Below are 25,403 nucleotides of genomic sequence, written 5' to 3'. Positions count from 1 at the left end.
CTGCCATGGACGCCATTGCGCTTCTGATCGCCGCCTCGCTGAACGCCGGCACCTTGCTGGCCCTGGCGGCCCTGGGCCTGCTCATCAACGAACGGGCCGGCATCGTCAACCTCGGGGCCGAAGGCCTGATGCTGGTGGCGGCCATCGCCGGCTATGCCACCGCCGTGCACAGCGGCAGCGATGTGCTGGCCTTTGCCGCCGGCATGGGCGCGGGCGGCCTGCTGGCGGCCTTGTTCGGGCTGCTGGTGATCTGGCTCAACACCAACCAGTACGCGGCCGGCCTGGCGCTGAGCCTGTTCGGCAGCGGCTTCTCGGCCTTTGTCGGCCTGCGCTACACGCAGGAAAAGCTGGGCCCGCGGCCGAGTTTCGAGATCCCGGTCCTGGCCGACATCCCCTTCATCGGCCCGGCCTTGTTCAAGCAGCATCCGCTGGTCTATGCGGCCATGGCCTTGACGCTGTTCCTGGCCTGGTTCCTGTATCGCTCGCGCGCCGGCCTGGTGCTGCGCGCGGTGGGCGAGTCGCCCGAGTCCGCGCATGCGCTCGGTTATCCCGTGCGACGCATCCGCCTGGCGGCGGTGGTGGCCGGTGGGGCGCTGTGTGGCCTGGCGGGCGCTTTTCTCTCGGTGGTCTACACGCCGCTGTGGGTGGAGGGCATGACGGCCGGCAAGGGCTGGATCGCCCTGGCCCTGACGACTTTTGCCACCTGGCGCCCGGCGCGTGTGCTGGCTGGTGCCTATCTGTTCGGCTTTGTCACCATGCTGCAGTTCCATCTGCAAGGGCAGGGCGTGCAGATCGCCAGCCAGTTCCTGAGCATGCTGCCCTACCTCAGCACGATCGCCGTGCTGGTGCTGATCTCCAGCAAACCCGGTTTCATTCGTGCCAATATGCCGGCTGCCTTGGGCAAGCCGTTTTTCCCAGGTTCCTGATCCCCCGGTTCCTGACCCCCTCTCTCTTTCGAAGCTTCATCACAAGGAGTGCGCACCATGTCCTCGCCGTCTGATCTCCCCAAACGCCATGCCCTGAAACTGGCGGCCTGCTCGGGCCTGCTGCTCAGCGCCGCCCTGGTCGGCTGCGGCAAGAAGGAGGATGCTCCGGCGCCGTCCGCCGCGTCGGCACCGGCCTCGGCCAGCGCCGCCAAGGCCGAGCCTTTGAAGATCGCGTTTGCCTACGTCGGCCCGGTCGGCGATGGCGGCTGGACCTTTGCCCATGACAACGCCCGCAAAGCGGTGGAGAAAGAGTTTGGCGACCGTGTGCAGACCAGCTTTGTCGAGAAAGTGCCCGAGGCGGCCGATGCCGAGCGCGTCTTCCGCGATATGGTGGGCCAGGGCAACCAACTGATCTTCGGCACCACCTTTGGCTATGGCGAGCCCATGCTCAAGGTCGCGGCCGATGCCCCGAACGTCAAGTTCGAGCATGCCACCGGCTACAAGCAGGCCGCCAACCAGCGCACCTACGACTCGCGCACCTACGAGGGCGCCTACATGGCCGGCGTGATCGCCGGCAAGATGAGCAAGAGCGGCGTGATCGGCGTGGTGGGCTCCATCCCCATCCCGGAGGTGATCCGCAATATCAACAGCTTCACCCTGGGCGCGCAGACCGGCAATCCGAAGATCAAGGTCAAGGTGGTCTGGGTCAACAAGTGGTTCGACCCACCGCAGGAGACTGAAGCCGCCCAGACCTTGATCAACGGCGGCGCCGACGTGCTGATGCAGAACACCGACTCCAGCGCCGTGCTGCAGACGGCCGAGAAGAACGGCAAGCTGGCCTTCGGCTGGGATTCCGACATGACCGCCTACGGCCCCAAAGCCCATCTGGGCTCGGCCGTCATCAACTGGGCGCCGTACTACATCGCCGCTGTGCGTGAGGCCTTGGATGGCAGCTGGGCGGCCGGCCCGGGCAAGCATGCCTGGTGGGGCGTCAAGGAAGGCGCGATCGACCTGGTCTCCATCTCCGACAAGGTGCCCGCCGAAACCCGCGCCGAGATCGACAAGATCAAGGCCGGCCTCAAGGACGGCAGCTTCACCATCTGGAAGGGCCCCTTGGTCGGCCAGGACGGCAAGGAAGTGCTGAAGGCCGGTGAGGTGGCCGACGACAAATTCCTGTCCGGCATCAACTTCTACCTCAAGGGCGTGGAAGGCAAGGTGCCGAGCGGCAAGTGAGCCTCGCTTGGCCGGCCGGGGCTGCGTGCTGCCGGCCAAACGAGAAAAGGGCGTGAGCGAGGTTCACGCCCTTTTTGTTTGCTTTCTTGCAGTGCGCGGCTCAGTCGTCCTCGCGGACAGCGGCTTCCTCGCTGGGCGAGCGGCCCAGCAGGTTCATGGACATGGCGCGGGCCACGGCCTGGGCGCGGTTGGCGGCATTGAGCTTGCGCAGAATCTTCTGCACATGGTTCTTCACCGTCAGCGCGCTGATGCCCAGCTTGACGCCGATCTGCAGATTGCTCATGCCTTCACGCAGCCAGCCCAGGATTTCGCGCTCGCGGTCGGTGATGCCGCAGGCGCCGGTCTGGCGGGCCTGGGCGGCAGCGGTGCGCGGCGCCTCGTGGATCTCGCGCTCCACGGTTTGCACGCGCTGCCAGGTGCCGTGCAGATAGGGGGTCAGCAACTCCAGCAGCATGGACTGCAAGGGCAAGCCTTCCACCAGGGCATGGCTGCCCGACGGGGCCAGCACAAAGAAGCTCTCCACCTCGGCCGGGCGCTGCGGGCGCGAGATGCCGTGCACCCAGAGGCTGCTGTAGCCGCCGGCCAGCAGGGCCAGACGCAGGGGCTCCAGCTCGGGCTCCAGCAGCTCGACCACGTCGACATGCAGGGGCTTGCAGCGATGCTCGATCCAGCGCTGCTGCAGATGCAGCAACAGTGGGCCTCGGTTGTCGCTCAGGGCCAGCTGCAGCTCAGGCACGACCGCCACATTGTTGAAAAGCTCAAAGTGCAGCTCGCGGCGCTGGCGCTGGTAGGCGCCGCAGCTGAGCAGCTGGTGCGGCAGCAAGATTTGCAGATTGCTCTGCGTCCAGACGAAGAACTGGTAGCGGCGGCGCACCTCGAGCGCGGTCTCGGCCGCGCGCACGATGGCCTCGACATGTTTGCCGTTCAGATAACCGCCATGTTCATCGCTGCGTGCGGGCGCTTCCAGCGCAGCCGGTGCCGCTGCGGGAAAGCCGCCCAGCGCAGGGGCGAGTGCGGCAGCATGTTCGGGGGACAGAGCGGGTGGGCAGTCGGGAAAGGTGTGCATGTCGTCCATGGGTGTGCCGGTAGCGGCTGCCGGCGCAGCTTAAGTGGGCGATGTGACGACTTGTTGACCCGAACGACCGAGCAGAGGACGGGCGAAACAGGGGGGCAGTGGGGTGCTGCGATGCCGTGGAGATCTGGGGTGCAGAGACTTTGCTTTTCGTCAAATCACTGTCACAGATTGCGTGCACAATGCAGGGCATCCAAGGCGAGAAACCGGCTGCAGATTGGGCAGAGTTCTGGAACCCGTCACCAGCGCGTTGGAAACCGTCGCTCCGCATGGAGTGTCCGGAAGTCAGAAGGGCCACAACCTCAGGGTGCGTGGCCCTTTGCTTTTGGATGGCCGGAATGTGTGGCGCGCATGTCGCAGATCCAGCGGCCTCGAATGCCATCTGGCGATCGGCACTTGACGCTGCGCGCCCGGGGCCGCCACACTGCGCGGCAGCAGTGCTCGCTCGCTCGCTGCATCGCTCTCCATCCTCCACCCATCACTGCAAAGGAGTCCACCATGGCTGCAAATGATCTTGTCATCGCGCAGCGGTCGTCGGCTGCACTCCTGCGCTGCGCTCATTCACGCCGCTGAGGTGATGCCGGGTTCAACAGCCCGGCTGCCCTGAGTTGACGTTCTGAGTCCATACGCCCGGCCTTGTTCGCCCGGGCTGCCAGCGTACCGGCACGCCGCCGACGCCGCGCCTCACCCCCCTCCCACACAAGTCACCTGTCGTCCACAGGTCTGTGCCGTCACACCCATGCTTGGGGCGTGGGCGCGGGCCGCGGCGCTGTGCTTGCGTTCGGGCCGGTGTGTCGCTGCGAGCAGGGCTTGCAGGCGAACCGGTCACGGGACGCAGGCGCATGCGCCACTCGCAAGAGAACGCATACCCATCATGGAACTCTCCGAAGACTTCTTCGCTTCCCAATTCTTCAACGCTCAATTTTTCGACGCTCAATTGCCCGCGCTGCAAGCCCTGGGCTTTTCACTGCAACACCACCTGCCGGCCTTGCAAGCCATGGATCTGCCTGCAGGCGCGACGCCGGCCCAGCCCTGGCGCTTGATCGAGCTGCAAAGAGACGGCCATGCGCGGCTGCAATCGCCGGCCGGCCTGCGTGCGGCGCGGGCGTTGCCGGGCTTGATCCAGGTCCTGCATGCCCAGGGCGAGCAGCTGGCCGTCGGCGACTGGTTGCTGGCGCGCGAGAACGCCCAGGGCGAGCTCTGGGCCGAGGCGCGGCTGCCGCCCTTCAACAGCCTGAGCCGGCGCGACCCCGAGGGCTTTCGCCAGGCTCTGGTCAACAACGTGGACCTGGCCTTGCTGGTGATGGGCCTGGATCATGATTTCAAGCTCGCTCGACTGGACCGTTACCTGGTGCTGACGCATGCGGCCGAGCTGCCGGCCCTGCTGGTGCTCAGCAAGGCCGATCTGTGCCCGGATCTGGAGCGCCGGCTGGCCGAGGTGCGCGCGCATCTGGGGCGACAGCTGGGCACCAGCGTGCTGGAGGTGTTGGCGCTCGATGGCCAGCCTGAGTCTTGCCGCGCCGCCTTGCACCCTTGGCTGGGCCGCGGCCAGACCCTGGTGCTGCTGGGCTCCAGCGGCGCGGGCAAGTCGACGCTGAGCAATGCGCTGTGTGCCGAGGACGGGCGGCAGCAGCTCACCGGTGCAGTGCGTCTGGACGACAGCCGCGGCCGCCACACCACCACGACGCGCAGCCTGCGCGCCAGTGTGGCGGGGGCCTGCATCATCGACACGCCGGGCCTGCGCAGCTTGCAGCTCGATGCCGATGTGGCGGCGGTTCGCGCGGCTTTTGACGATGTCAGCGAGCTCGCCCAGCACTGCCGCTTTCGCAACTGCAGCCACAGCGGCGAGCCGGGCTGCGCGGTGGTGGGCCAGCTCAGCGCGGCACGGGTGAAGAGCTTTCACAAGCTGCAGCGCGAGGCCGAGCGCGATCAGCAAAGCCCGCTGGACCGTCGCCATCAGCTCTCGCAGTGGAAGGCCATGGTGCAGAGCAGCCGCATGGCCACCAAGCTCAAGCGCGGTTGAAGCTCGACCGGGGCCGCGTGGGACACTGCGGCCCCGTTTCCTCGTTCAGTTCATTCATTCATTGACCGATCCTTGCTTGAGAGCGCAACCCATGAGCAGCCCTGAAACCACGCCTGAACGCAGCCCCGCCGATCTGGCCCAGGCCCAGTTGGAGGCCTACAACGCCAAGGATCTGGACGCCTTCTGCGCTTGCTACAGCGAGGACGTGCAGGTCTGGCGCATGCCGGCCGCAGCGCCGCGCACGCTGGGCCTGGCGGCGTTTCGCGAGAGCTATCGCACGGGGCCGTTTGCCCAGCCGCAGGTGCAGGCCGAGGTGCGCGAGCGCTTGCTCATGGGGCAGACCGTGGTCGACCATGAATGGGTGCACGGCCGCGGCCCCGAGCCGCAGCAGGTGATGGTGGTCTACCGCTGCCGGGCGGGGCGCATTGCCGAGGTCTATTTCTTCCCGAATGAGACCTTCTGAAAGGAGAGGCGGGGAGGAAAGGGGGGGAGGGGGCTTGTGCGGCATTCGCCCCGGGGCGGTAAAGAAGTTAAAAGGCCGACCGTCGCGAAGGGTGGCTCGGTCGGGCTGTGCCATGCTTCGCGCCGATTCGAAACTTGCGCGCTGAGCGCGCAGCGCCACCCGGTCTCACCATGAAAACTGTTCCCCGTCTGGCTTGCCTTCTTGCGACTCCATCCGCCTTCTCGCTGAGTGTCACGCTGATGGCCATGACCCAGATGGCCCTGGCCCAGAGTGTGGAAGCGCCGGCCAGTGCAGCGAGCGCGCCGGCCAAGCCTCGCCTTCCTGTGGCGCCTGCGGCCAAGAGCAATGAGCAGCTGCAGCGCGTCGAGGTCAGCGGTGGGCCCAGCGACGAGGCCGTGCGGCGCGCTTCGACGGCCTCCAAGATCATCATCACCCGCGAGGAGATCGACCGTTTCGGCGACAGCAGCGTGGGCGAAACCCTCAAGCGCCTGCCCGGCGTCACCACCGGCGGCCGCCCCGGCCGCGGTGGCGAGGTGCGCATGCGCGGCATGGGCGGCGGCTACACGCAGATCCTGGTCAATGGCGAGCGCATGCCGCCGGGCTTTTCGCTCGACCAACTGCCGCCCGAGCAGGTGGAGCGCATCGAGGTGATGCGCGCGCCCACGGCCGAGTTCGGCGCCCGCGCCGTGGCCGGCACCATCAATGTGGTGCTGCGCGAGGCGCTGCAAAAGCGCCTGAACGACTGGCGCGCGGGCCTGAGCCTGGAGCGCGGCCATTTCAGCCCCAGCCTGAGCTGGAGCCGCAACGACAAGCTCGATGATCAGGGCGGCGCCTACAACCTCAGCATCAATGTGCAGCAGAGCGAGAACCGCGACAACAATCTGTCCAGCTCGCTGAGCCGTGATCTCAAGACCGGGCTGCAAAGCCTGCAGCGCACCGAGACCCAGAGCGAGGACCAGCGCCGCCATCTGCACCTGACCTCGCGCCTGCAGTGGCGCCTGGACGGCGGCGACACCCTGGCCATCCAGCCTTTTCTGATGGCCATGCGCAGCAAGGGATGGAACCAGGCCCAGCTGCAGCGCGAAGGCGAGAGCACCCCGGCGCTGAACACCTTTGACCGCAGCCAGACAGCTTCACGCAATGCCATGGAGATGCTGCGCTTCAACACCCAGTGGAGCCACCGCATCGACGAGGAAACCCGCCTGGAGCTGCGTGCCGGTGCCGGCGCCGGGCGCGGCGATTCGAGCAGCCTGCGCGAGGAGTTCAAGACCGGCACGCCCGCCGCCAGCCGCATCCAGCAAGACACGACCGACAGCCGCGACCGCAGCTGGAGCTTGAACGGCAAGTTCTCTCGCCAGCTGGAAAACGAACACAGCCTGGTGGCCGGCCTGGAAGGCGAGGGCACCCGCCGCCGGCAGGAGCGCAACTGCCTGCAAGACGGCGAGGCCTGCCCTGGCCTGCTGGACTTTGGCGACGACCTTTCGGCCTCGACCCAGCGCGTGGCCTTGTACGCCCAGGACGAGTGGAGCGTGGGCAAGCAATGGTCTTTCTACGCCGGCTTGCGCGGCGAGACGATCGCCACGCGCAGCTCGGCGGCCAATTACGCCGTCAGCCACCGGGCCAGCGTCTGGACGCCGCTGCTGCACGGCGTCTGGAAGTTCAACGAAAAGAGCCGCGACCAGATCCGCGCCAGCCTCACGCGCAGCTACCGCAGCCCCAATCTGCAGGACCTGATCGCCCGGCCCAGCATCAATTCCTTCTACCCCTGCCCGAGCGGCAAGTCCTGCGGCGCCAATGAGGTGGACCATCCCGACCGGGCCGGCAACCCCCTGCTGCGCCCCGAGCTGGCCACCGGCATCGACATCGCCTACGAGAACTACCTGAGCAAGGGCGGTATCCTCAGTGCCAGCTTCTTTGCCCGCCGCATCACCGACCTGATGCGCAATGTCACCACCTTGGAGACCGTGTCCTGGGCCTCGGTGCCGCGCTGGGTGACCAAGCCGACCAATATCGGCCGGGCACTGACCATGGGCGTGGAACTGGAAGCCAAGTTCCGGCTCGATGAGTTCATCGAAGACGCCTGGCCGGTCAATCTGCGCAGCAATCTGAGCCTGTTCAGCTCGCGCGTGGACGGCATTCCCGGCCCCAACAACCGCCTCGACCCGCAGCCGCGCGCCACCGCCAACCTGGGCGCCGACTACAAGCTGCGCAGCCTGCCGCTGAGCCTGGGCGCCGGCCTGAACTGGACGCCGGCCAACACTGTGCAGCAGAACCTGCTGACCGAGGCCCGCAGCAGCCGCAAGGTGGTGCTGGATGCGTTTGCGCTCTGGAGCATCGATCGCGACACCCAGCTGCGCCTGTCGGCCAGCAATCTGGCACCGCTGGACTACACCACCGGCAGCACCACCACCACCGACACCCGCCAGGTCGTCAGTGAGGGCGGCGGGCGGAGTTACACGGTCTGGCAGCTGCGCCTGGAAATGAAAATCTGATCGGTCAAGACTTCGGGTTGAAGCCCCGCCCGCGTTCTCGGCTAGCATGGTCCCGCTTCTTCAGCGGGAGGGTGCTGTCCTTGAGTGAACGCATGAGCCATCTGGTGGTTTGGGTCGGCCTGGGCGTGGCGCGACTGACGCGGTTGACGCGCTTCCCGGTTTGGGTGCTTGGGGTCTTCTGGGGCCTGGCCGCCGCTGTTTCCAGCGCCCATGCCGCGCCGGTTTCGCCTCAGCCGGCCGCCACGGCGGCCAGTGCCATGATCCAGCTCAGCGAGGAGGAGCGGGTCTGGATCGACCAGCACCGCCATCGCTCCCTGAGCGTGGGCTTCGATCCCTTCGCCGGGATGGACAGCTTCGAGTTCCGCGGCCAGCGCATGGGCCTGCTGCCGGCGCTGCTCAAGGACATGCAGAGCCAGCTGGGCCTGCGCCTGGTGCCGGCCGATGTGAAGGGCTGGGACGATGCCTACAGCCGCTTCTTGCGCGGCGAGATCGATGTGCTCTACGGCGCCAACCCCACGCCCGAGCGCGAGAAGATCATGCGCTTCACCCAGGCGGCGCAGCGCTATCCCTACGTCGTGTTCGCGCGCAAGGAATCGAGCGTGCAGACCCTGGGTGATCTGGACGGCAAGACAGTGGGTTTCCTCTCGGCCGACTTTGTGATCGAGCAACTGCCCAAGGAGTTTCCCAATATCAAGTTCCAGGTTGCCAGCTTTGACGACCAGGCCGCTGGCCTGCGTGCGCTCAGCGAAGGCCGGGTTGATGGCTTCGTCACCTCGGGTGGCGGCGTCGAATACGAGTTCCTGAACCAGTTCCCAGGCCTGACCCTGGTGGCCGAGCTCAAGTCCATCACCTCGGACATGACCTTCGCCGTGGCCAAGGAGCGGGTGCTGCTGAGCCAGATCATCGATCGCTACATCGCCCAGCGCCCGGCGCAGATTCGCGCCCTGGCCCAGGAGGCCGCGCGCAGCTACAACCGCAAGGTGCTGCGCCTGAGTCCGGCCGAGCTGAAATGGCTGGATGAGCACGGCGAGGCCGTGGTCGGCGTGGCCGAGGACTACCTGCCCTTCGACCATTTCGACAAGGGCCAGTACAAAGGCATTGCCGGTGCCACCTTGCAGCGCATCGGCGACATCATCGGCATTCGTTTCAAGGTGGTGGGTGCGCCGTTTGCGCAGCTGATGGATCAGGCGCGCAGTGGCCGCGTCGATGTGCTGAACATGGCCAAGACCGACGACCGCTTGGCCGATTTCATCTTTCCGCGCGCCATCAGCAATGAGCGCGACATCATCGTCGGCCTCAAGAGCAGCCCGCCGGTGCAGGATGTCTATGGCCTGGACGGCCTGCGCGTGGCCGTGATCGAGGGCTTCTGGCACGAGGAGTACCTGCGCAAGAACCTCAAGAACCCGCAGATCGTGACCACGGCCAGCATCATCGAATCGCTGCAGCTGGTGCGCGACGGCAAGGTGGCCTATCTGATCGAGAACCCGACCGTGGCCGAGTTCTACATCAATGGCCTGGGCTATGGCGATGTGGTCAAGCGTGGCATCACCTCCAAGGATTCCTTCATCTACTTCGGCGTCAGCCGCCGCCAACCCGAGCTGGCCGGCATCATGGACAAGGTCATCCCCCTGATCCAGTTCGAGGAGATGAAGTACCTGGGCATCCAGTCTGTGCCCTCGCTGCGCAACGAGGCCAACAGCCGCCTGCTGATGCTGCTGGCTCTGCTGGGTGCGGCGCTGCTCTTGATCCTGGTGCTGACCGTGCGCACGGTGCGCAAGCTGATCGAGCAACGCGCCAAGACCCAGTTCCTGCACGAGCGCGAGCACCTGCTCTACACCGACAGCCTGACGGGTTTTCACAACCGCAACTACTTCAGCCACCGGCCCGACCATGGCGAGCCGGCTCAGGCGGCAGACTTCCCGCAGGCCGTGGTGGTGGCGGACATGAACAACCTCAAGCATGTCAACGATGCCCACGGCCATGCGGCCGGCGATGCGCTGATTCAGCTCTTTGCCGAAACCGTGCGCGCCCAGTGGCCCGAGGCCGATGCCTACCGCATCGGCGGCGACGAGTTCTTGTTCCTGCTGCCGCGCCGCCGTGAGTCGGCCCTGCTGGCCGAGCTGGAGGCGCTGAAAACGCGCTGCCAGAACAACCGCCGCGAGCTGGCGCCGGGTTTCTGGGTCAGCCCCAGCGCGGCCCTGGGCCATGCCATGCGTGAGTCGCCCGAGCAGTCGCTCCATGCCTGCATCGCCCAGGCGGATGCGCGCATGTACGAGGTCAAGGCCGGCATGAAGAAACGCCGCAGCGACCATCTGCCGCCGGGCAGCCTGGCTGAGGGTGTGTGATCCCTTGTGTGATCAGGCGTCGCGGTGACCGAGCAGGCGCGCCGGCAGAAAGAGCAGGGCGCGCAGCAGGGCAAAGACGGCCTCGACGCTGATGCCGATCAGGCGGAAGGGCAGGCTGATCAGCCAGACCAGGGGCCAGAGCAGCAAGGCCATCAAGGCCAGGGGCCAGCAGATCACGAGCAGGATCAACCAGAGCAGCAGTTTCATGCGGTCGGCCTCAGTGGGGACGGGGGCTGACTGTAGCCAGCACCGGGCCGCTCTGGCTGCAGCCAGACGATGGGCCGCAGGCCGCGTGGCATCGGCTGCATCCCGGCGCGACCGTCCGCAGGCAGAATGCGCGGCGACGCGAGCCAGCGAGCAGAGGGTGTGCACCCTCTTCGGCACGCGCAGGAGCCTTGTGCATGGATCACGAACTGTCTTCTCCGCCCGTCCTCTTGGACACCTTGCCTGAGCTGGGCCGCTACTGGCGGTTCAAGTACGCGCTCATGCTGGCCATCCCGGGTGGCGCCTTGTTGCTGCTGCATCTGCTGCTGAGCTTGCGCCGCAACGCAGTCGACCGCCCGGTGCTGCTCGGCATCGGGCTTGCCGTGCTGGCGCTGGGTGCCTTGCTGGGCTGGTGGTATGGCGCACGCCGCCACGCCCTGTACCGGGCCGAGTTGCGCGAGCAGGAGGGCGTGGTGCTTTACGACGGGGTCTGGTGGCGCAGCGAGATCTGGGTGCCGATGGCGCGCTTGCAGCATCTCGATGTCAGCCAGGGGCCGCTGGACCGGCGCTGGGCCATGGCTTCGTTGAGCCTGCACACGGCCGGCACGCATGACCACCACACCCAGATTGACGGCCTGCCCCAGGCCCTGGCCCACCGCCTGCGCGAGCGCTTGCTGCCGCGCCATCGGGGTGAGCATGAGTGAGGCCGGCCACAGCGCGCCGGGCGAGCCTGGGCCGGCCGTGCAGCGCCGCCTGCATCCCCTGTCCTGGCTGTTTGCCGTCGGCGGGGTCGCGCGCCAGCTGTTGCTGCCCATCCTGGCCTATCTGCTGCTGGGGCAGCGCGATTCGGAGTGGTCGGTCTGGTTGATCGGTCCCTTGGGCCTGTATGCCTTGTGGGCGGTCTTGCACACCCGCAGCTTCAGCTACCAGGTCTTGGGCAGCGAGCTGCTGGTGCGCGAAGGCTTGCTGGATCGGACCCAGCGCCACATCCCGTTTGCGCGAATCCACAACATCAGCCAGCAAAGCCACTTTTTTCACCGCCTTTTGGGCGTGACCGTGCTGCGCCTGGATTCAGCCGCGGGCGGCAAGCCCGAGGCGGTGATGGCCGTGCTGAGCCTGGCCGAGGCGGCCCGCCTGGAGGCCGTTCTGCGTGGCCAGCGTGCCGAGGTCAGCGACGAAGCCGCGCCAGCGATGCCGATCCAGGCCAGCCAGTCCGCATCGGTCGACGCAGACTCGCCCCGCGTCTTGCTGACCCTGCCTTTGCGCGAGATCGTGTTGCTGGGCCTGAGTTCCAACGGCGGCATGTTGCTGGTGGGCGCCTTTTTTGGCGCGGTCATGCCCAATGATCAGGCGCGCCGTCTGCTCGGCCAGTGGCTGGGGGCGCCTGCGCGCGCGTTGGGGCGGCTGTTCATCGACGATATGAAAGACCACCGCTGGCTGCATCTCCTGATGCTGGGCCTCAGCGCCGTGCTGATGGTGCTGCTGCTGATGCGCCTGCTTTCGGTGGTCTTGGCGGTGCTGAGGTATCACGGCTTCCGCCTGGAGCTGCAGGGCGAGCGCCTGCTGGCCTCGCATGGCCTCAGCACCCGGGTGCGCGCGGGCGCGCGTCTGCCTCGGTTGCAGCGCTGGGAGCTCAGTGCCAGCTGGCTGCAGCGCCGGCTGGGCCGATGCCGTTTGGCGGTGTCGGTGGCGGGCGATACCGCCCATCAAGAGAGTGAAGGGCTGGGGCCAGTCGGCCAGTTCAGCGAAATGGCGCCTTTGGCGACGCCGGCGCAAGCCCAGGCGCTCTTGCATCTGTGCCTGCCAGGCCTGAGCTGGTCTGCGCTGCCGTGGCAGCGCCTGGGGCGGCCCAGCTTGCGCCGTCTGCTCTACGGGCAATGGCGCCTGGGTCTGCCGCTTGGCCTGGTGCTGCTGCTGGCCGCCGGCCTGTGGCGGGACTGGGCGCTGCCCTGGTGGGGGATTGCCGCGGTCGCCGCCATGCTCCTGACGGCCGGGTGGCTGTACGCACGCGCCTGGGTTGCGTTTTCGGCCTATGCGCTGACCGACGATGTTCTGGTCTTCCGCAGTGGTGTGTTCACGCAGCGCTGGGTGATCGTGGCCGCTTCGCGTGTGCAGACCTTGCGCTTTTCCAGCAATGCGCTGGATCGCCGCCTGGGGCTGGTGCACTTGCAGCTCGACACCCAGGGCGGCTCCAAACTGCAGCGGGCGCTGGACATCCCCTGCCTGGAGCGTGCCCAGGCAGATGCGCTGCATCAGCGGCTCTGGCGCCGTGTCTGAGCGCTGCAGACCCTCAGAATGCCTGTGACTCCAGGCTGCGGATGATGGAGGGCCACGAGGGGCGTCGTGCGGCGTCCTCGGCCAGGCAGGCATCACGCAAGGTCAGCAGGGCCCGCAGAGATTGAGGGCTCGCGTCCTCGCAGCGCGCCAGCAATTCCTCCAGCAGGCAGCCGAAGGCGCGCACCTCGATGCGTGCCACCGCCTCCCGCTGCGCCGCGCTGGCCTCTGCCGGCAAAAAGGAGGCCGCCCCAAAGTCCCCGAGATAGGCCTGGCCCTGGCCGTCGTGCAGGATGTTGTGGGCGTAGAAGTCGCCATGGCTGAGGCCGCGTGCCTGCAGCTGGGCCAGGGCCGAGGCCATACCGCGGGCGATGCGCAGCAGGGCGCTCAGGTTGAAGCATGTGTCCTCGGCGTAGACATCGCGGCTGCAGCTGGCCAGGCTGGGCGGGCCGGCCAGGCTCTGAAAGGCCGGGCTGATCAGATCGAGCACCAGGCCTTGGGCATCGTTCGGGTGGGCGCTGAGCTTGGCTCGCAGCGGGATCAGATGCGGGTGGGCACCGGCCTGCAGGGCCGCGGCCATCTCGCTGCGGGGCAGGCCGTCGCTGGTGACCTCGCCTTTGAACACCTTGACGGCGACCGGCTCGCCCGTATCGACCTGCCGCGCGCGGTGGATCACGCCGGACGCACCCTCGCCGAGCTGGTCTTCGAGGCGCAGCTGTGGCCAGGGCAGGGTGGGCAGGGGCGTGTGCGCCAGCGCATCGTGCTCCAGCTCGCGGTTGAACGGATTGCCGCCGAAGGCCAGCCAGCTCAGGCGTGGCAGCTGCAAAAGCAATTCGGGCAAAGCCTGCAATTCATTGGCCGAAACGCGGATCAGCTCCAGCGCCCGGCAGTGCTGCAGCTCGGTCGGCAGCGCGCGCAGGCGGTTGCCCGCCAGGGCCAGCTTCTGCAGCCGCGCGCAGCGGCCAATCTCGGCCGGCAGCATCTCGATGCGGTTGTCGGTCAGGATCAACCAGCGCAGACGCGCGGGCAGGGCGGCGCCGCTGACACGTTCGATGCAGTTGCTCTTGAAGCCCACCATTTCCAGCTGCGGGCAGCGGCCCAGCACCTCGGGCAGCTCGGTGAAGCGGTTGCCGGAGGCAAACACGATGCGCAGCCGTGGCAGCTCGGCCAGCCAGTTGGGCAAGTGCTTCAGCGCATTGCTGGAAACATCGAGCACCTCCAGGCTGGCGGCCAAACGCTGAATCTCAGCGGGTAGCTCCTGCAGCCCGCAGCCACGCAGGTCGAGGTGGCTGCAGCCTTGCAGACCGCCCTGGCGGAGGGCGTCCAGTGTTTGCAGCGATGTGGTGTTCGAGCTCATGGGTGGTGGATCCGAGGGCGGAAAGCGTGGCGTGGCCGGATGGCCGGGCAAGAAAAAACCCCCAGCATCTTGCGATGGTGGGGGTTTTGAATTTGGCTCCTCGACCTGGGCTCGAACCAGGGACCTACGGATTAACAGTCCGGCGCTCTACCGACTGAGCTATCGAGGAATTGTCTTTTCGGTACTTCTAATTTTTGTGTTGCAGCAGGCAATCCGAACCGCTGCAACGCTGAATTTCTGGCTCCTCGACCTGGGCTCGAACCAGGGACCTACGGATTAACAGTCCGGCGCTCTACCGACTGAGCTATCGAGGAACAGAGCCTCGCATTATAGGATGAATTTTGAGAGGTTTACAAGTGGATTTCCAAACTTGTTCGGAAAGTTCTCGGCGCCAGGGGGTAGAGGTAGACATGGTCGAACTGGAAGGGCGACTCTTTCCAGGCGCGCTTGTTGGCGATGTTGTCCACGCCGACGCGCCAGATCAGCAGCTGGCGGCCCCAGCTCTGCTCGAAGCGCGCGCCGGCATTGAGACGGGTCCAGCCCGGGATGTTGAGGCTGTTGTCGCGCAGCACGGCGCGCGGGCCCTCAAACACCAGGCCAGCGTTCAGCTGCAGGCCAGCCAGCGCGGGCACATCTTGACGCACTTGCAGGCGCAGACTGTTCTCGGCCACGTTGACGGGCTTGAGGCCGTTGATGTCGGCCACGCTGCTGTCGGCACGGCGGGCCTTGAGCTTCATGGCGCTGGCCAGCAGGCCGCCGCCAGACCATTTCAAGTCGGCCTGGGCCTCCAGGCCCTGGTGGCGGGCGATGCCATCGGGGCGGCGCACGCAGCTGCCTGGCGTGCTGTCGCTGCAGTCACCGAAATCGTCCCAGACCGGGCGGTTGATCTGGAAGGCATTGATCGACCAGTCCACGGCCTTGCTGCCGGCCTTGAGGCCGATCTCGCTCTGGCGGCTCTTCAGGGCCGGCAGGGCGCGGCCGGCCGCGTCGCCGTAGCGCTTGCGGTTGGGCGTGACTTCGCTTTCCACACCTTCACCCCAGCTGGCGTAGGCCATCAGCTGCGGGTTGATGGCATAGCTCAGGCCCAGCCAGGGCGTGCTCAGGCTCTGGCTGTAGTCGGTCGGGCGTGAGCCATTGGTGCGCACGCTGCTGCGGTTCAGCTGGGTGTGGCGCAGGCCGGCCCAGGCTTGCAGCTCGGCGCTCAACTGCACCGTGTCGCGCAGCGAGAACTCGCGGCTGCGCTCGTCGCGCAGGGTGTTCTGGTCGGTCAGGCTGGGGTCGGCGGGGTTGACCGCGCTGCCGTCGATGCGGCCGGGGCCCACGCCGTTGTAGGCCTGGGCCTGAGCGCGGCTCTTGTAGTGGCTGATCAGGAAGCCGGTGCTCAGCTGGTGGCGCAGCGGGCCGGTGTCGAAGCGTCCGCTCAGAGACAGGTCCAGGGCTTCGCTGTTGCGGCGCTCGTTCTCGCTGCGGAAGTCGAACATATCGTACGTGCCGTCCCTGCAGTAGCGGTCGTAGTTGCCTTCCTTGTCGCAGCCGTAGGCATAAGCCAGGCGGTCATCGGTCTTGAGGCGCTGAACGGCCAGATGGGCCTGTGCCTGCCAGTCCGCATTCAGCCGCTGCTGCAGGCGCAGCGAGGCATGTTGATTGTCAAACTCGACGGGCAGGGTCCAGGTCTGGTTGTTCAGATTGGTGCGGGGATCAAAAGCCTTGGCGTCGGGCAGCTTGTTGCCCAAGAGGCTCATGCCCGGCTGGCTGGGCTGGCTGTGGCGGTTCAGTTCGAACTCGGCCTCGAGCAGGGTGCCCGGCTGCACGCGCCACTCGCCGGCCACGGCCAGCAGCTGGCGCGTGCCCGTGGCGTCGCGCAGCTGCGGATGCAGATCGGCCGCGGCTGCATTGACGCGCAGGCCGAACTCGCCGCTGCCGCCGAAGCGCTGGCTCCAGTCGATGGCCGCCTCAAACGTGCCGCGCTCGCTGAAGCCGCCGCTGAGGATGGTGTGAGCCTGGGCCGTCGGGCGCTTGACCACCAGGTTCACCAGGCCGCCGGGCGAGCTGGTGCCGGCCTGGATGCCGCTGCTGCCCTTGAGCACTTCGATGCTGCTCTTGTTGCCCAGGTCCAGCATGGTCTCGCCATTGATGGGCAGGCCGTCGCGGCGGTAGTTGAAGCGGTTGTCCAGGTCGTAGCCGCGGATCTTCAGGTAGGAGATGTAGCCGGCGGCGTTGTAGGCATCGCCGAGGCTGGCGTCCAGGGCGGTCAGGCCCGAGAGGGCCGAGATGCCGGCGTCCAGCAGGCGCTCCTGGCTGAACAGGCTGATCTGCAGCGGCAGCTTGGCCACCGGGGTCTCGCCGAAGCCGCCCACCTGGGCCGGCATCTCAGCCGTGCGGCCGCTGACCGAGACCGTGGGCAGGCTCTGCGCCTGGGCCAGGCTGCTGCCGAGCAGCAGAGCCAGGGCGGATGAAACAAGGCTCGGGCGCAGGGCCAGAGCAGGACGGGACGAAAGGAATGTGGGCATCGGGAACTGCAGTGAAGTCAAGAACAACAACAGACGCTGCAGGGCGGCAAGCCAGGGCGCCGCGGCAGGCCGCAGCGCGGGTGCTGCGAGCCGACGGGCTGTGCCTCAGATGCTTCCCTGCGCGAGGATTAACTCGTGCCGATCCAGGGATCGGCATGCCGGCCGGAGCCAGCGATCAGGTTCAAAGGGACTTTCTCAGCCGGCTTCCCCTTCAGAAGGCCAGCACCCCCAGCGAAGCGCGCATTCTAGCGTCGCGCCTGATTTGCGGTCTTTCCCGGGCTTGCTCTGGCTGCGGGCCGCGTGGACACTCGGGCCATGACGCTTCGTCCGGCACTCAGCGCCCCGCCCAGTCTGCAATCCAGCCCGGTGCCCGAGCCGGTCGCGCCGGCCGGTTCGCATCCTGCCGATGCGCAGGCCGATCCCCCCTGGCTGCAGGCCCTCGACGAGCTGATCCTGGAGGAGCGGCAGGACGAGGCGCTGGACAGCCTGCACCAATGGCTGGCCCGGCCCGAGCTGACGCCCGATCTGGTGCTGCGCCTGCAAGCCCGCGAGCTGCGCCTGCAGCTGCTCAACGGCTGCAGCCCGGCCGCGGCCGAGCAGGCCTATGCCTTGCTGGAGAGTGCGCAAAGCCTGGGCTCGGCCCGGGTCAGTGCCGATGTGCTGTGCAGCATGGCCCTGGTGCAAAGCGCCACCCGCTTGACCGCCGCCGCCATGCAGGCGGTGGGCCAGGCCGATGCCTTGTACGAGAGCATCGGCGATACGCGCTCGCGCCAGCTGGCCCGTCTGCTGCTGGCCCGGGTGCTGATGGCGGCCGAGATGTTTGTCGAGCTGATCCGCCAGTTCGAGCCCCTGCTCGGAGGCCCGGATGTCGGCGACGACCGGCCCGTTCAGGATGGCGAGATGCCGCCGCGCCTGCGCTGCGCCTTGCTGCTCTCGGTCGGCGCGGCGTATGCGAACGCCAACACCGAGCTGAGCGGCTCGGCCGAGGGCATCGATTCGCGCCAGGCCATCCCGATCTACCGCCGCGCCCTGGCCCTGGCCGAGCTGATTGGCAGCCCGCCGACGCGGGTGCGCTGCCGCTTCAGCCTGGCCAATCTGATGATCTGGACCGGCCAGCTGGACGAGGCCGCCCAGCTGCTGCGCGAGGTGGAACAGCTGGCGGCGCAGCAGCCGCTGTCCCTGCTCAACCGCGCCCATCTGCGCCAGAACCAGGCCTTGCTGGCCTGGAAATCGGGCCGTGCCCGCGAAGCTCTGCTCATGTTCCGCGAGGTGCGGGCCATGTGCGAGCAGGGCGGCTTGCTCTTCCTGCTCGGGCGCGCCCTGCTGCGCCTGGCCGAATGCGCCGAGGACTGCGGCGATTTGGCCCAGGCCCTGGAGGCGCGCCAGGCCCAGGTGCAGCTGCTCGGCGCCAATCTACGCGCCCAGCAGCAGAACTTCGGCCAGGGCATGTTGAGCCTGGTTCAGCATGCCCGCGTGGCGGCGCAAAACGAACTGCTGCAACGCCAGGGCAACAGCCTGGAGCAGGCCCTGGCCCAGCGCAATGGCGAGCTCAACGAGACCTTGAGCCGGCTGCGCGCCGAGATGTCGGTGCGGCGCGCGGCCGAGGCGGCCCTGACCGAAGCCCATGCCCAGCTGGAGCTCAAGGTAGCGCAGCGCACCCGCGAGCTGGAGCTGGCCATGCGCCGGCTGATGGAGCATGAAAAGCAGGCCGCGCTGAGCTATCTGGTGGCCGGCGTGGCCCATGAGCTGAACACACCGCTGGGCAATGCCTTGCTGGCCACCAGCTCGGCCCAGGCCGGGCTGCAGGAATTCGGCCAGGCCTTCGAGGCCAACCGCTTGCGCCGGCAGGACGTGCAAGGCCTGCGCCAGAACCTGCAGGCCAATCTCGACATCGTCAGCCACGGCCTCGAGCGCGCCACCGTGCTGCTGCGCAATTTCAAGGCCCTGGCCTTGCAGGACAGCAGCGACGACATCGAATGGATGGACGCCGCACAGGTGGCCCACAACACCTTGCAGGCCTTCACCGGCGCCTTGCGCGAGGCCGGCGTGACGGTCGATTTGAGCGGGCTGCAGCCGCTGCGCCTGCGCGGCCATGCGGCGGCGCTCAGCCAGGTGCTGGCCCAGCTGATCGAGAACGCGCTGCTGCATGCCTTCCAGGGCTGGAGCGGCGAGCGCCGCCTGAGCCTGCACGGCCGGGCCCTGCCCGAAGGCCTGGAGCTGCGCGTCGCCGACAGCGGCCATGGCATCGCCCGCGAGCACCAGGCCCATGTCTTCGACCCCTTCTTCAGCACCCGCATGGGCCAGGGCGGATCGGGCCTGGGCCTCTACCTCGCGCAGCGCCTGGTGGTGCAGCGCCTGGGCGGTGAGCTGGCGCTGAACAGCGCGCTGGGCCGGGGGGCGGAGTTCATCATCCGCCTGCCCAGCTGAGCCCCTTCAGGGCATGAAAAAGCCGCCTCGAGGGCGGCTTTGCGTTCGCTGATCGGCGAGGCCGGATCAATCGAACACGGGCGACTCGACGCCGAGCACCTTGTGCAGCTTGGGGCTGGTGGTCGTGTACTGCAGATGCACGCGCTTGTCGGGGTTGATGTAGGGCATGGCGCCGAAGGCGGCCAGGGCGCATTCATGGAAGCCCGAGAGGATCAGCTTCTTCTTGCCGGGATAGGTGTTCACATCGCCGACGGCGAAGATGCCCGGCACGCTGGTCTGGAACTTCTCGGTGTCGACGACGATCTGCTTGCGCTCCAGGGCCAGGCCCCACTCGGCGATCGGGCCCAGCTTGGGGCTCAGGCCGAAGAACACCAGCACCTGGTCGCAGGGCACGACGCGGGTCACGCCGTCGCCGCCGGTGACCTTGATATTGGTCAGCTTGCCATCGGCTTCGACGATGTCGGTCACCTGGCCGACTTCGAACTGCATCTCGTAGGCCTCGCACAGCTCGCGCATCTTGGCCACGCTGGCCGGGGCGGCGCGGAAGCCGTCGCGGCGGTGCAGCAGGATCACGCTCTCGGCCTTGTGGGCGCCACCGTCGTCGTTGCCGGCGCAGAAGTTCAGGGCCCAGTCCAGGGCCGAGTCACCGCCGCCGACGATCACCAGGTTCTTGCCGGCGAACTGCTCGGGGTTGCGCACGCGGTAGTGCAGCTGGGTGCCTTCGTACTTGTCGATGCCCTCGACCTTCAGCGTGCGCGGCTGGAAGGAGCCCACGCCACCGGCGATGAAGATGGTCTTGGTCAGGAAGCTGGTGCCCTTGCTGGTGGCGACGAAGAAGCGGCCATCGTCCTGCTTGAGCACGGTGGTCACTTCCTGGCCCAGATGGAAGGTCGCGCCGAAGGGCTCGATCTGCTTCATCAGGTTGTCGGTCAGCTCCTTGCCGGTGCAGATGGGCACGGCCGGGATGTCGTAGATCGGCTTGTCCGGGTAGAGCTCGATGCACTGGCCACCGGGGTAGGCCAGGGAGTCGATGATGTGGGCCTTGACCTCGAGCAGGCCCAGCTCGAAGACCTGGAACAGGCCCACCGGGCCGGCGCCGACGATGACGGCATCGGTCTCAATGGTTTCCGGGCCCGGGGCCAGGAGTTCGTCGGCGGGCGCGGTCGTCGTCTCTACGTTCACTTGGGATTCCATTTCTTGGCCGGGCCCCGTTCAGGCCCCGCGTCAGCAGTTTTACGAAGTCGTTCAGCGGATCAGCTCGGACAGCTTGTCCGTGCGGTCCTTCCAGTCATCGGCGTCGGGCAGGGCGCCCTTGCGCTTGGTGATGCTGGGCCACTTCTTGGCGAGGTCGGCATTGAGCTTGATCATGTGCTGCATGTTTCCTGGCACATCTTCTTCCGGCACGATGGCGTTGACCGGGCACTCGGGGATGCAGACGGCGCAGTCGATGCATTCATCGGGGTCGATGGCCAGGAAGTTCTGGCCTTCGCGGAAGCAGTCAACGGGGCACACGTCGACGCAGTCGGTGTACTTGCAGCGGATGCAGGATTCAAGGACGACGTGGGTCATGGTGGATCAGCTCGTGTAGTTGGGGCCAGAGTCGCTGCCGGGCTGCACCCTTTTCGGGCGTGGCGCCAAGCAGCGGCAAAAGGCGGATTTTAATCAATGAGGCTGCGAGTCAGGCCTTGATGGGGCGCAAGACCCGGCGTGTTGCTGGAATTTGTGGGCGAAGCGTGGCCTGAAACCCCCACGCCGCGCCGTGCAGCCGTCAGCGGCCGGGCGCCCGCGCCGACGGTGACCACGGTCGGCCGACCGCGGTGCAGCAGCGAAGCGGCGGCCAGCTCGGCCACCGTGTGGTCGCTGCTCAGGGCATCGGCGCAGCCGGCGCGCGAGACCGCCAGCACCGGCGTGTCGGCCGGCCAGCCGGCCTCCAACAGCTTGCGGCCCAGGGCGGCCAACTGGCGGCCGGCCATGTAGAAGACCTCGGTGTCGGCACTGCGGGCGGCCTGCAGCTCGCCATCCTGGGTCATGGCCGTGGTCAGGCTGACGCTGCGGCCGCTGCCGCGGCGGGTCAGCGGGCGCTGCACCTGGGCGGCTGCGGCAATGGCCGCGGTCACGCCAGGCACCACCTCGCTGGCGATGCCGGCTTCATGCAGGGCGATCAGCTCTTCTTCCAGTCGGCCGAAGACGCTGGCATCACCGCCCTTGAGTCGCACGATGCGGCGGCCGGTCCGTGCCTGCTTGACCAGGGCGGCGTTGATGGCCGTCTGTTTGGTCGAGTCGCAAAAGCCGCGTTTGCCCACATCGATCCATTCCGCGTGCGGCGCCAGCTCGCGCAGGGCCGGGTCGGTCAGGGCGTCGAACAGCACCACCTCGGCGGCGGCCAGGGCGCGTGCGCCGCGCAGGGTGATGAGGTCGGCGGCGCCGGGGCCGGCGCTGACGAAGAGGACGGTTTGTGGACTCATAGGGCGACTCGTTTCAGGTCGGAGCGGTGAGTTCAGCGCACCAACAAGGCGCCGCTGGTGCGGTTGCTGCTGGGGTCGACGACGATCAGGCTGCCGCCGACGCGGTTGCTGGCATAGGGCTCAACCGGCAGGGCGGCCTGCACCTCGATCTGCACATGGCCGATCTCGTTGACATTCAGCTGCTCGGCGTCCAAGGGCTGCAGGCTGTGGATGTCCAGGCGGTGCTCGATGGCGCTGATGCGGCCCTGCACCCAGCGGTTGCCGTGGCGCAGCCAGTATTTGCGGCCTGGCACAGCCGGCTCGGTGTCCAGCCAGGCCAGGGTGGCTTTGAAGCTTTGTGTCGGCTGGGCCGAACCGGGGGTGACGATCCAGTCGCCGCGCGAGACATCAAGCTGGCGGTCCAGCACCACGCCGGCCGATTCGCCGGCCACGCTGTGGCTCACGGTTTCGCCGGCACGGCGTACTTCAGCCACGATGGCGCGCTCGCCGCTGGGCAGGATCTGGATTTCGTCGCCGGCCTGGATCTGGCCATGGGCGATGCGGCCCCAAAGGGTGCGCGGCTGGTGGCCCGTGCCTTCACCCGTTTCACCGGTGTCTCGGGCCACGTACTGCACCGGGATCAAGACCTGACCCTCCACCTTCTCCTGCACGCCCGGCAGGCTTTCCAGCACCTGCAGCAGCGAGGGGCCCTGGTACCAGGTCGCCCATTCACCGGCCAGGGGCTGGGTGACGTTGTCGCCGCGCAGGGCCGAGACCGGCACGATGGCGGTGACGGCAATCCCGGCCTGCTCGGCAAAGGCGCGCAAGGCCTTTTCCACCGCAGCGAAGGCCGGGCCGGGCTGTTCCAGCGCGTCGAGCTTGTTGACGGCGAAGACGATGCTGGGCACGCGCAGCAGATGGGCCAGCAGGCTGTGGCGGCGGGTCTGAGGCAGCAGCTCGACGGCCTCGACCGAGGTGTCCAGCTTGGTGATGTCCACCAGCACCACGGCGGCATCGCTGCCGGCGGCGGCCGTCACCATATTGCGGGTGTACTGCTCATGGCCGGGCGCGTCGGCAATGATGAACTTGCGCGTCTTGGTGGCGAAATAGCGGTAGGCCACATCGATGGTGATGCCTTGCTCGCGCTCGGCCTCCAGTCCATCGGTCAGCAAGCTCAGGTCGATGGGCGCACCGGCGGCGCGCTTTTCCAGGGTGTCCAGCTGGTCGGCCAGGATGGCGCGGGAATCGAACAGCAGGCGGCCGATCAGGGTGCTCTTGCCATCGTCGACGCTGCCGGCCGTGAGAAAGCGCAGGGCGCGGTGATGGGTGTCCACGTCAGCGTCGTGGATCAGGTGTTCAGCAACGGCGTTCATGATCAGAAATACCCTTCCTTCTTGCGGCGCTCCATCGAGGCCTCGGACGTGCGGTCGTCCATGCGGGTGGCGCCGCGCTCGCTGACGGTCACGGTCAGCGTCTCGGCCACGATGTCGGCGGCGGTGGCGGCCGTGCTTTCCACCGGGCAGGTGCAAGTCATATCGCCCACGGTGCGGAAGCGCACGGTGGCGGTTTCCACCGTCTCGCCGGTCTCGGGCGGGGTCACCTCGGTCACCGGCACCAGCAAGCCCTTGCGGCGGATCACCGGGCGCTCATGCTTGAAATACAAGCTGGGCAGTGGGATGTTTTCGCGGGCGATGTAGAGCCAGACATCCAGCTCCGTCCAGTTGCTGATCGGGAAGGCGCGGAAATGCTCGCCCGGGCGGATGCGGGTGTTGAACAGATTCCAGAGCTCGGGGCGCTGCTCCTTGGGCTGCCATTGGCCGAAGCTGTCGCGGTGGCTGAAGATGCGTTCCTTGGCGCGCGCCTTTTCTTCATCACGGCGGGCGCCGCCGATCAGCACGTCGAAGCGGTGTTCTTCGATCGCCTCCAGCAGGGTCACGGTCTGGTGGCCGTTGCGCGATTCCAGCGGGTGGGCCAGGCGCACGGTGCCCTTTTTGATGGACTCGTCCATGTGCGCGACGATCAGGCGCTCGCCCATCTCGGCGACGCGCTGTTCGCGGAATTCGATCACTTCGGGGAAGTTGTGGCCGGTGTCCACATGGACCAGGGGGAAGGGCAGGCGGCCCTTGAACACATTGCCGGCCACGCGGGTCTTGAAGGCTTTTTCGGCTAGGCGCAAGACCACGCAGGAATCCTTGCCACTGGAGAACAGCAGGCCTGGGCGCTCGAAAGCGGCGGCGACTTCGCGCAGGATGAAGATGGCTTCTTCTTCCAAATGGTCCAGATGGCGCTGGTCCACGGTGGCGGCCAGTGCTTGCAGATTGAGGGGGGCGTTCATGCCGTGGCTCCTGACTTCAATTCTTCGTTCGAGCGGGCTTGGTGCAAGCCGCACTCTTTGGCATCTTCACTCTCCCACCACCAGCGTCCCGAGCGGAAATCCTCGCCGACCGAGATCGCCCGGGTGCAGGGCGCGCAGCCGATGCTGGGCATGAACTGGTCATGCAAGGTGTTGTAGGGCACCTGGTGGGTGTCGATGTAGTGCCAGATGTCGGCCCAGCTCCAGTCGGCCAGCACATTGAGCTTGATGCGGCCTTGGCCGTCCAGCTCTTCGGCGGGCACCTCGGCGCGGTTCTGGCTTTGCTCGCGGCGCAGACCGGTGATCCAGGCCGTGCGGCCGGCCAGCATGCGGCCCAGGGGCTCCAACTTGCGCACGCCGCAGCAGGCCTTGCGCAGGGCCAGGCTCTCGTACATGGCGCGCTCGCCATGCGACTTCACGAAATGCACCACCTGCTCGGCCACCGGGCGGAAGACCTGCACCTGCAGGCCGTAGCGCGCCTCGATCTGGGGCAGCAGGGCCAGGGTCTCGGCATGCAGGGCGTCGGTGTCCAGGGTGGCGATGTCGATAGCCAGACCATGGCGCGCGATCAGGTCGGTGATGACCATGTCCTCTGCGCCCAAGCTGCTGCTCTGGATCAGGCCGGCGCCGAAGCGCTCGGCAGCCGCCCGCAACTGGTCGACGCTGGCGGCCACGCGCGCTTCAAAGCCAGGCGCGGCGCGGGCATACAGGCCCACGGCTGAGGCACTGGCCGTGGCGCCGGGCAGGCTGCTCAGTGAAGAGACGCCTCCGTCGCTCATGCCGCGCCTCGTGCAAACACTGGCTGGCTGTGGTCCACATCGCCCTGGTAATGGGCCGGGAAGAAGGCCAGGGCGCGCTCGGCTGCAGCCTGGCTTTCGCCGGCGCGCAACTGCACGGCATTGAAACCGCAGCGGGCCAACAAGGGCAGCATGTCGACGATCACTTCGCCGGTGGCACGCACCTCGCCAGCAAAGCGGTAGCGGGCGCGCAGCAGGCGGGCCTGGCTGTAGGCGCGGCCGTCCACCCATTTCGGGAACTTCAGGGCCACCAGGGCCAGGCGCGGCAGGTCATGCGCCAGATCTTCGATGGCGTAGTCATTGGGCACTTCCACGCCGGTGACCAGGCCGGCGGGCCAGTGGTCACGCACGGCATGCCATTGCTCCAGGCTCAGCAGCAGGTGGGGCGCCGGGTCCGGGTGCGGCATCGGGCCGTCTTCGCCCACCACGCGGTGCCATTCGGAATGGGTGCTGTCGATGAATTTCATGGTCGTCGTCGTCGGC

General features: G+C 67.3%; 20 protein-coding genes and 2 tRNA genes. 9 read left to right on the top strand and 13 right to left on the bottom strand.

Annotation, left to right across the window (positions count from 1 at the left end; genetic code table 11):
• Positions 1-5 precede the first annotated feature (5 nt).
• Both C1O66_RS09240 and C1O66_RS09235 read left to right on the top strand, forming a co-directional pair.
• On the top strand, positions 6-926 hold the full coding sequence (locus C1O66_RS09240; protein ID WP_102767608.1) for an ABC transporter permease: 921 nt from the start codon (positions 6-8) through the stop codon (positions 924-926).
• Between the two features lie 57 nt (positions 927-983).
• The gene (locus C1O66_RS09235) at positions 984-2,159 is read left to right on the top strand and encodes a BMP family ABC transporter substrate-binding protein (protein WP_102767607.1); all 1,176 of its coding nucleotides are present in this window, start codon (positions 984-986) and stop codon (positions 2,157-2,159) included.
• 100 nt (positions 2,160-2,259) lie between these two features.
• Here C1O66_RS09235 and C1O66_RS09230 read toward each other — a convergent pair whose 3' ends face one another.
• Positions 2,260-3,234, bottom strand: coding sequence for a helix-turn-helix transcriptional regulator (locus C1O66_RS09230; protein WP_102767606.1), 975 nt, complete (start codon positions 3,232-3,234; stop codon positions 2,260-2,262).
• 871 nt (positions 3,235-4,105) lie between these two features.
• On the opposite strand from C1O66_RS09230, the gene rsgA reads away from it, so the two are divergent.
• The 4 genes from rsgA (at position 4,106) to C1O66_RS09210 (ending at position 10,554) form a co-directional block, all read left to right on the top strand.
• Complete coding sequence (rsgA, locus tag C1O66_RS09225) at positions 4,106-5,254, top strand: ribosome small subunit-dependent GTPase A (RefSeq protein WP_165794545.1); 1,149 nt, start codon at positions 4,106-4,108, stop codon at positions 5,252-5,254.
• Between the two features lie 91 nt (positions 5,255-5,345).
• The gene (locus C1O66_RS09220; protein ID WP_102767604.1) at positions 5,346-5,717 is read left to right on the top strand and encodes a nuclear transport factor 2 family protein; all 372 of its coding nucleotides are present in this window, start codon (positions 5,346-5,348) and stop codon (positions 5,715-5,717) included.
• A gap of 170 nt (positions 5,718-5,887) precedes the next feature.
• The gene (locus tag C1O66_RS09215; RefSeq protein WP_102767603.1) at positions 5,888-8,209 is read left to right on the top strand and encodes a TonB-dependent receptor plug domain-containing protein; all 2,322 of its coding nucleotides are present in this window, start codon (positions 5,888-5,890) and stop codon (positions 8,207-8,209) included.
• A gap of 80 nt (positions 8,210-8,289) precedes the next feature.
• Complete coding sequence (locus tag C1O66_RS09210) at positions 8,290-10,554, top strand: diguanylate cyclase (RefSeq protein WP_133155145.1); 2,265 nt, start codon at positions 8,290-8,292, stop codon at positions 10,552-10,554.
• A 12-nt stretch (positions 10,555-10,566) separates the two neighbouring features.
• Here the strand turns inward: C1O66_RS09210 and C1O66_RS09205 are convergent, their stop codons facing one another.
• On the bottom strand, positions 10,567-10,761 hold the full coding sequence (locus C1O66_RS09205) for a hypothetical protein (protein WP_102767601.1): 195 nt from the start codon (positions 10,759-10,761) through the stop codon (positions 10,567-10,569).
• A gap of 194 nt (positions 10,762-10,955) precedes the next feature.
• Between C1O66_RS09205 and C1O66_RS09200 the strand changes: the two genes are divergently transcribed.
• Positions 10,956-11,462 carry a PH domain-containing protein gene (locus tag C1O66_RS09200; RefSeq protein ID WP_102767600.1) on the top strand — a complete coding sequence of 169 codons (507 nt, stop codon included), beginning with the start codon at positions 10,956-10,958 and terminating at the stop codon, positions 11,460-11,462.
• The gene (locus C1O66_RS09195; protein ID WP_165794544.1) at positions 11,455-13,035 is read left to right on the top strand and encodes a PH domain-containing protein; all 1,581 of its coding nucleotides are present in this window, start codon (positions 11,455-11,457) and stop codon (positions 13,033-13,035) included. The genes C1O66_RS09200 and C1O66_RS09195 overlap by 8 nt, the downstream gene beginning before the upstream one ends.
• 13 nt (positions 13,036-13,048) lie before the next feature.
• On the opposite strand, the gene C1O66_RS09190 is transcribed toward C1O66_RS09195, so the two are convergent.
• From C1O66_RS09190 to C1O66_RS09175, 4 genes are all read right to left on the bottom strand, one after another.
• Positions 13,049-14,389 carry a leucine-rich repeat-containing protein kinase family protein gene (locus C1O66_RS09190; RefSeq protein WP_102767598.1) on the bottom strand — a complete coding sequence of 447 codons (1,341 nt, stop codon included), beginning with the start codon at positions 14,387-14,389 and terminating at the stop codon, positions 13,049-13,051.
• Positions 14,390-14,482: 93 nt separating this feature from the next.
• Positions 14,483-14,558, bottom strand: a tRNA-Asn gene (locus C1O66_RS09185).
• 69 nt (positions 14,559-14,627) lie between these two features.
• A tRNA-Asn gene (locus tag C1O66_RS09180) sits at positions 14,628-14,703 on the bottom strand.
• Positions 14,704-14,739: 36 nt separating this feature from the next.
• Positions 14,740-16,899: a TonB-dependent siderophore receptor gene (locus C1O66_RS09175; protein ID WP_102767597.1), complete on the bottom strand. Its 2,160-nt coding sequence runs from the start codon at positions 16,897-16,899 to the stop codon at positions 14,740-14,742.
• 315 nt (positions 16,900-17,214) lie between these two features.
• Here C1O66_RS09175 and C1O66_RS09170 point away from each other — a divergent pair, with 315 nt between their 5' ends.
• Positions 17,215-19,326: a sensor histidine kinase gene (locus C1O66_RS09170; RefSeq protein ID WP_102767596.1), complete on the top strand. Its 2,112-nt coding sequence runs from the start codon at positions 17,215-17,217 to the stop codon at positions 19,324-19,326.
• A gap of 66 nt (positions 19,327-19,392) precedes the next feature.
• On the opposite strand, the gene C1O66_RS09165 is transcribed toward C1O66_RS09170, so the two are convergent.
• The 7 genes from C1O66_RS09165 to C1O66_RS09135 all read right to left on the bottom strand — a co-directional run bounded on the left by C1O66_RS09165 (position 19,393) and on the right by C1O66_RS09135 (position 25,387).
• On the bottom strand, positions 19,393-20,520 hold the full coding sequence (locus C1O66_RS09165; protein WP_102767595.1) for an NAD(P)/FAD-dependent oxidoreductase: 1,128 nt from the start codon (positions 20,518-20,520) through the stop codon (positions 19,393-19,395).
• 51 nt (positions 20,521-20,571) lie between these two features.
• Positions 20,572-20,895: a ferredoxin FdxA gene (fdxA, locus tag C1O66_RS09160; protein WP_102767594.1), complete on the bottom strand. Its 324-nt coding sequence runs from the start codon at positions 20,893-20,895 to the stop codon at positions 20,572-20,574.
• Positions 20,896-20,984: 89 nt separating this feature from the next.
• The gene (gene cobA, locus C1O66_RS09155; RefSeq protein ID WP_102767593.1) at positions 20,985-21,791 is read right to left on the bottom strand and encodes a uroporphyrinogen-III C-methyltransferase; all 807 of its coding nucleotides are present in this window, start codon (positions 21,789-21,791) and stop codon (positions 20,985-20,987) included.
• Between the two features lie 32 nt (positions 21,792-21,823).
• Positions 21,824-23,143 carry a sulfate adenylyltransferase subunit 1 gene (locus C1O66_RS09150; RefSeq protein ID WP_102767592.1) on the bottom strand — a complete coding sequence of 440 codons (1,320 nt, stop codon included), beginning with the start codon at positions 23,141-23,143 and terminating at the stop codon, positions 21,824-21,826.
• Between the two features lie 2 nt (positions 23,144-23,145).
• The gene (gene cysD / locus C1O66_RS09145; RefSeq protein WP_102767591.1) at positions 23,146-24,105 is read right to left on the bottom strand and encodes a sulfate adenylyltransferase subunit CysD; all 960 of its coding nucleotides are present in this window, start codon (positions 24,103-24,105) and stop codon (positions 23,146-23,148) included.
• The gene (locus C1O66_RS09140) at positions 24,102-24,902 is read right to left on the bottom strand and encodes a phosphoadenylyl-sulfate reductase (protein ID WP_102767590.1); all 801 of its coding nucleotides are present in this window, start codon (positions 24,900-24,902) and stop codon (positions 24,102-24,104) included. The genes cysD and C1O66_RS09140 overlap by 4 nt, the downstream gene beginning before the upstream one ends.
• Entirely contained in the window at positions 24,899-25,387 is a 489-nt protein-coding gene (locus C1O66_RS09135; protein ID WP_102767589.1) for a DUF934 domain-containing protein, read from the bottom strand. Before C1O66_RS09135 ends, C1O66_RS09140 begins: the two co-directional genes overlap by 4 nt.
• Between the last annotated feature and the right edge of the window lie 16 nt (positions 25,388-25,403).

Origin of the sequence: Paucibacter aquatile (genome assembly GCF_002885975.1) — a bacterium.
Classification (GTDB): domain Bacteria; phylum Pseudomonadota; class Gammaproteobacteria; order Burkholderiales; family Burkholderiaceae_C; genus Paucibacter_A; species Paucibacter_A aquatilis.
This window is presented reverse-complemented; position numbering and strand designations above follow the sequence as displayed.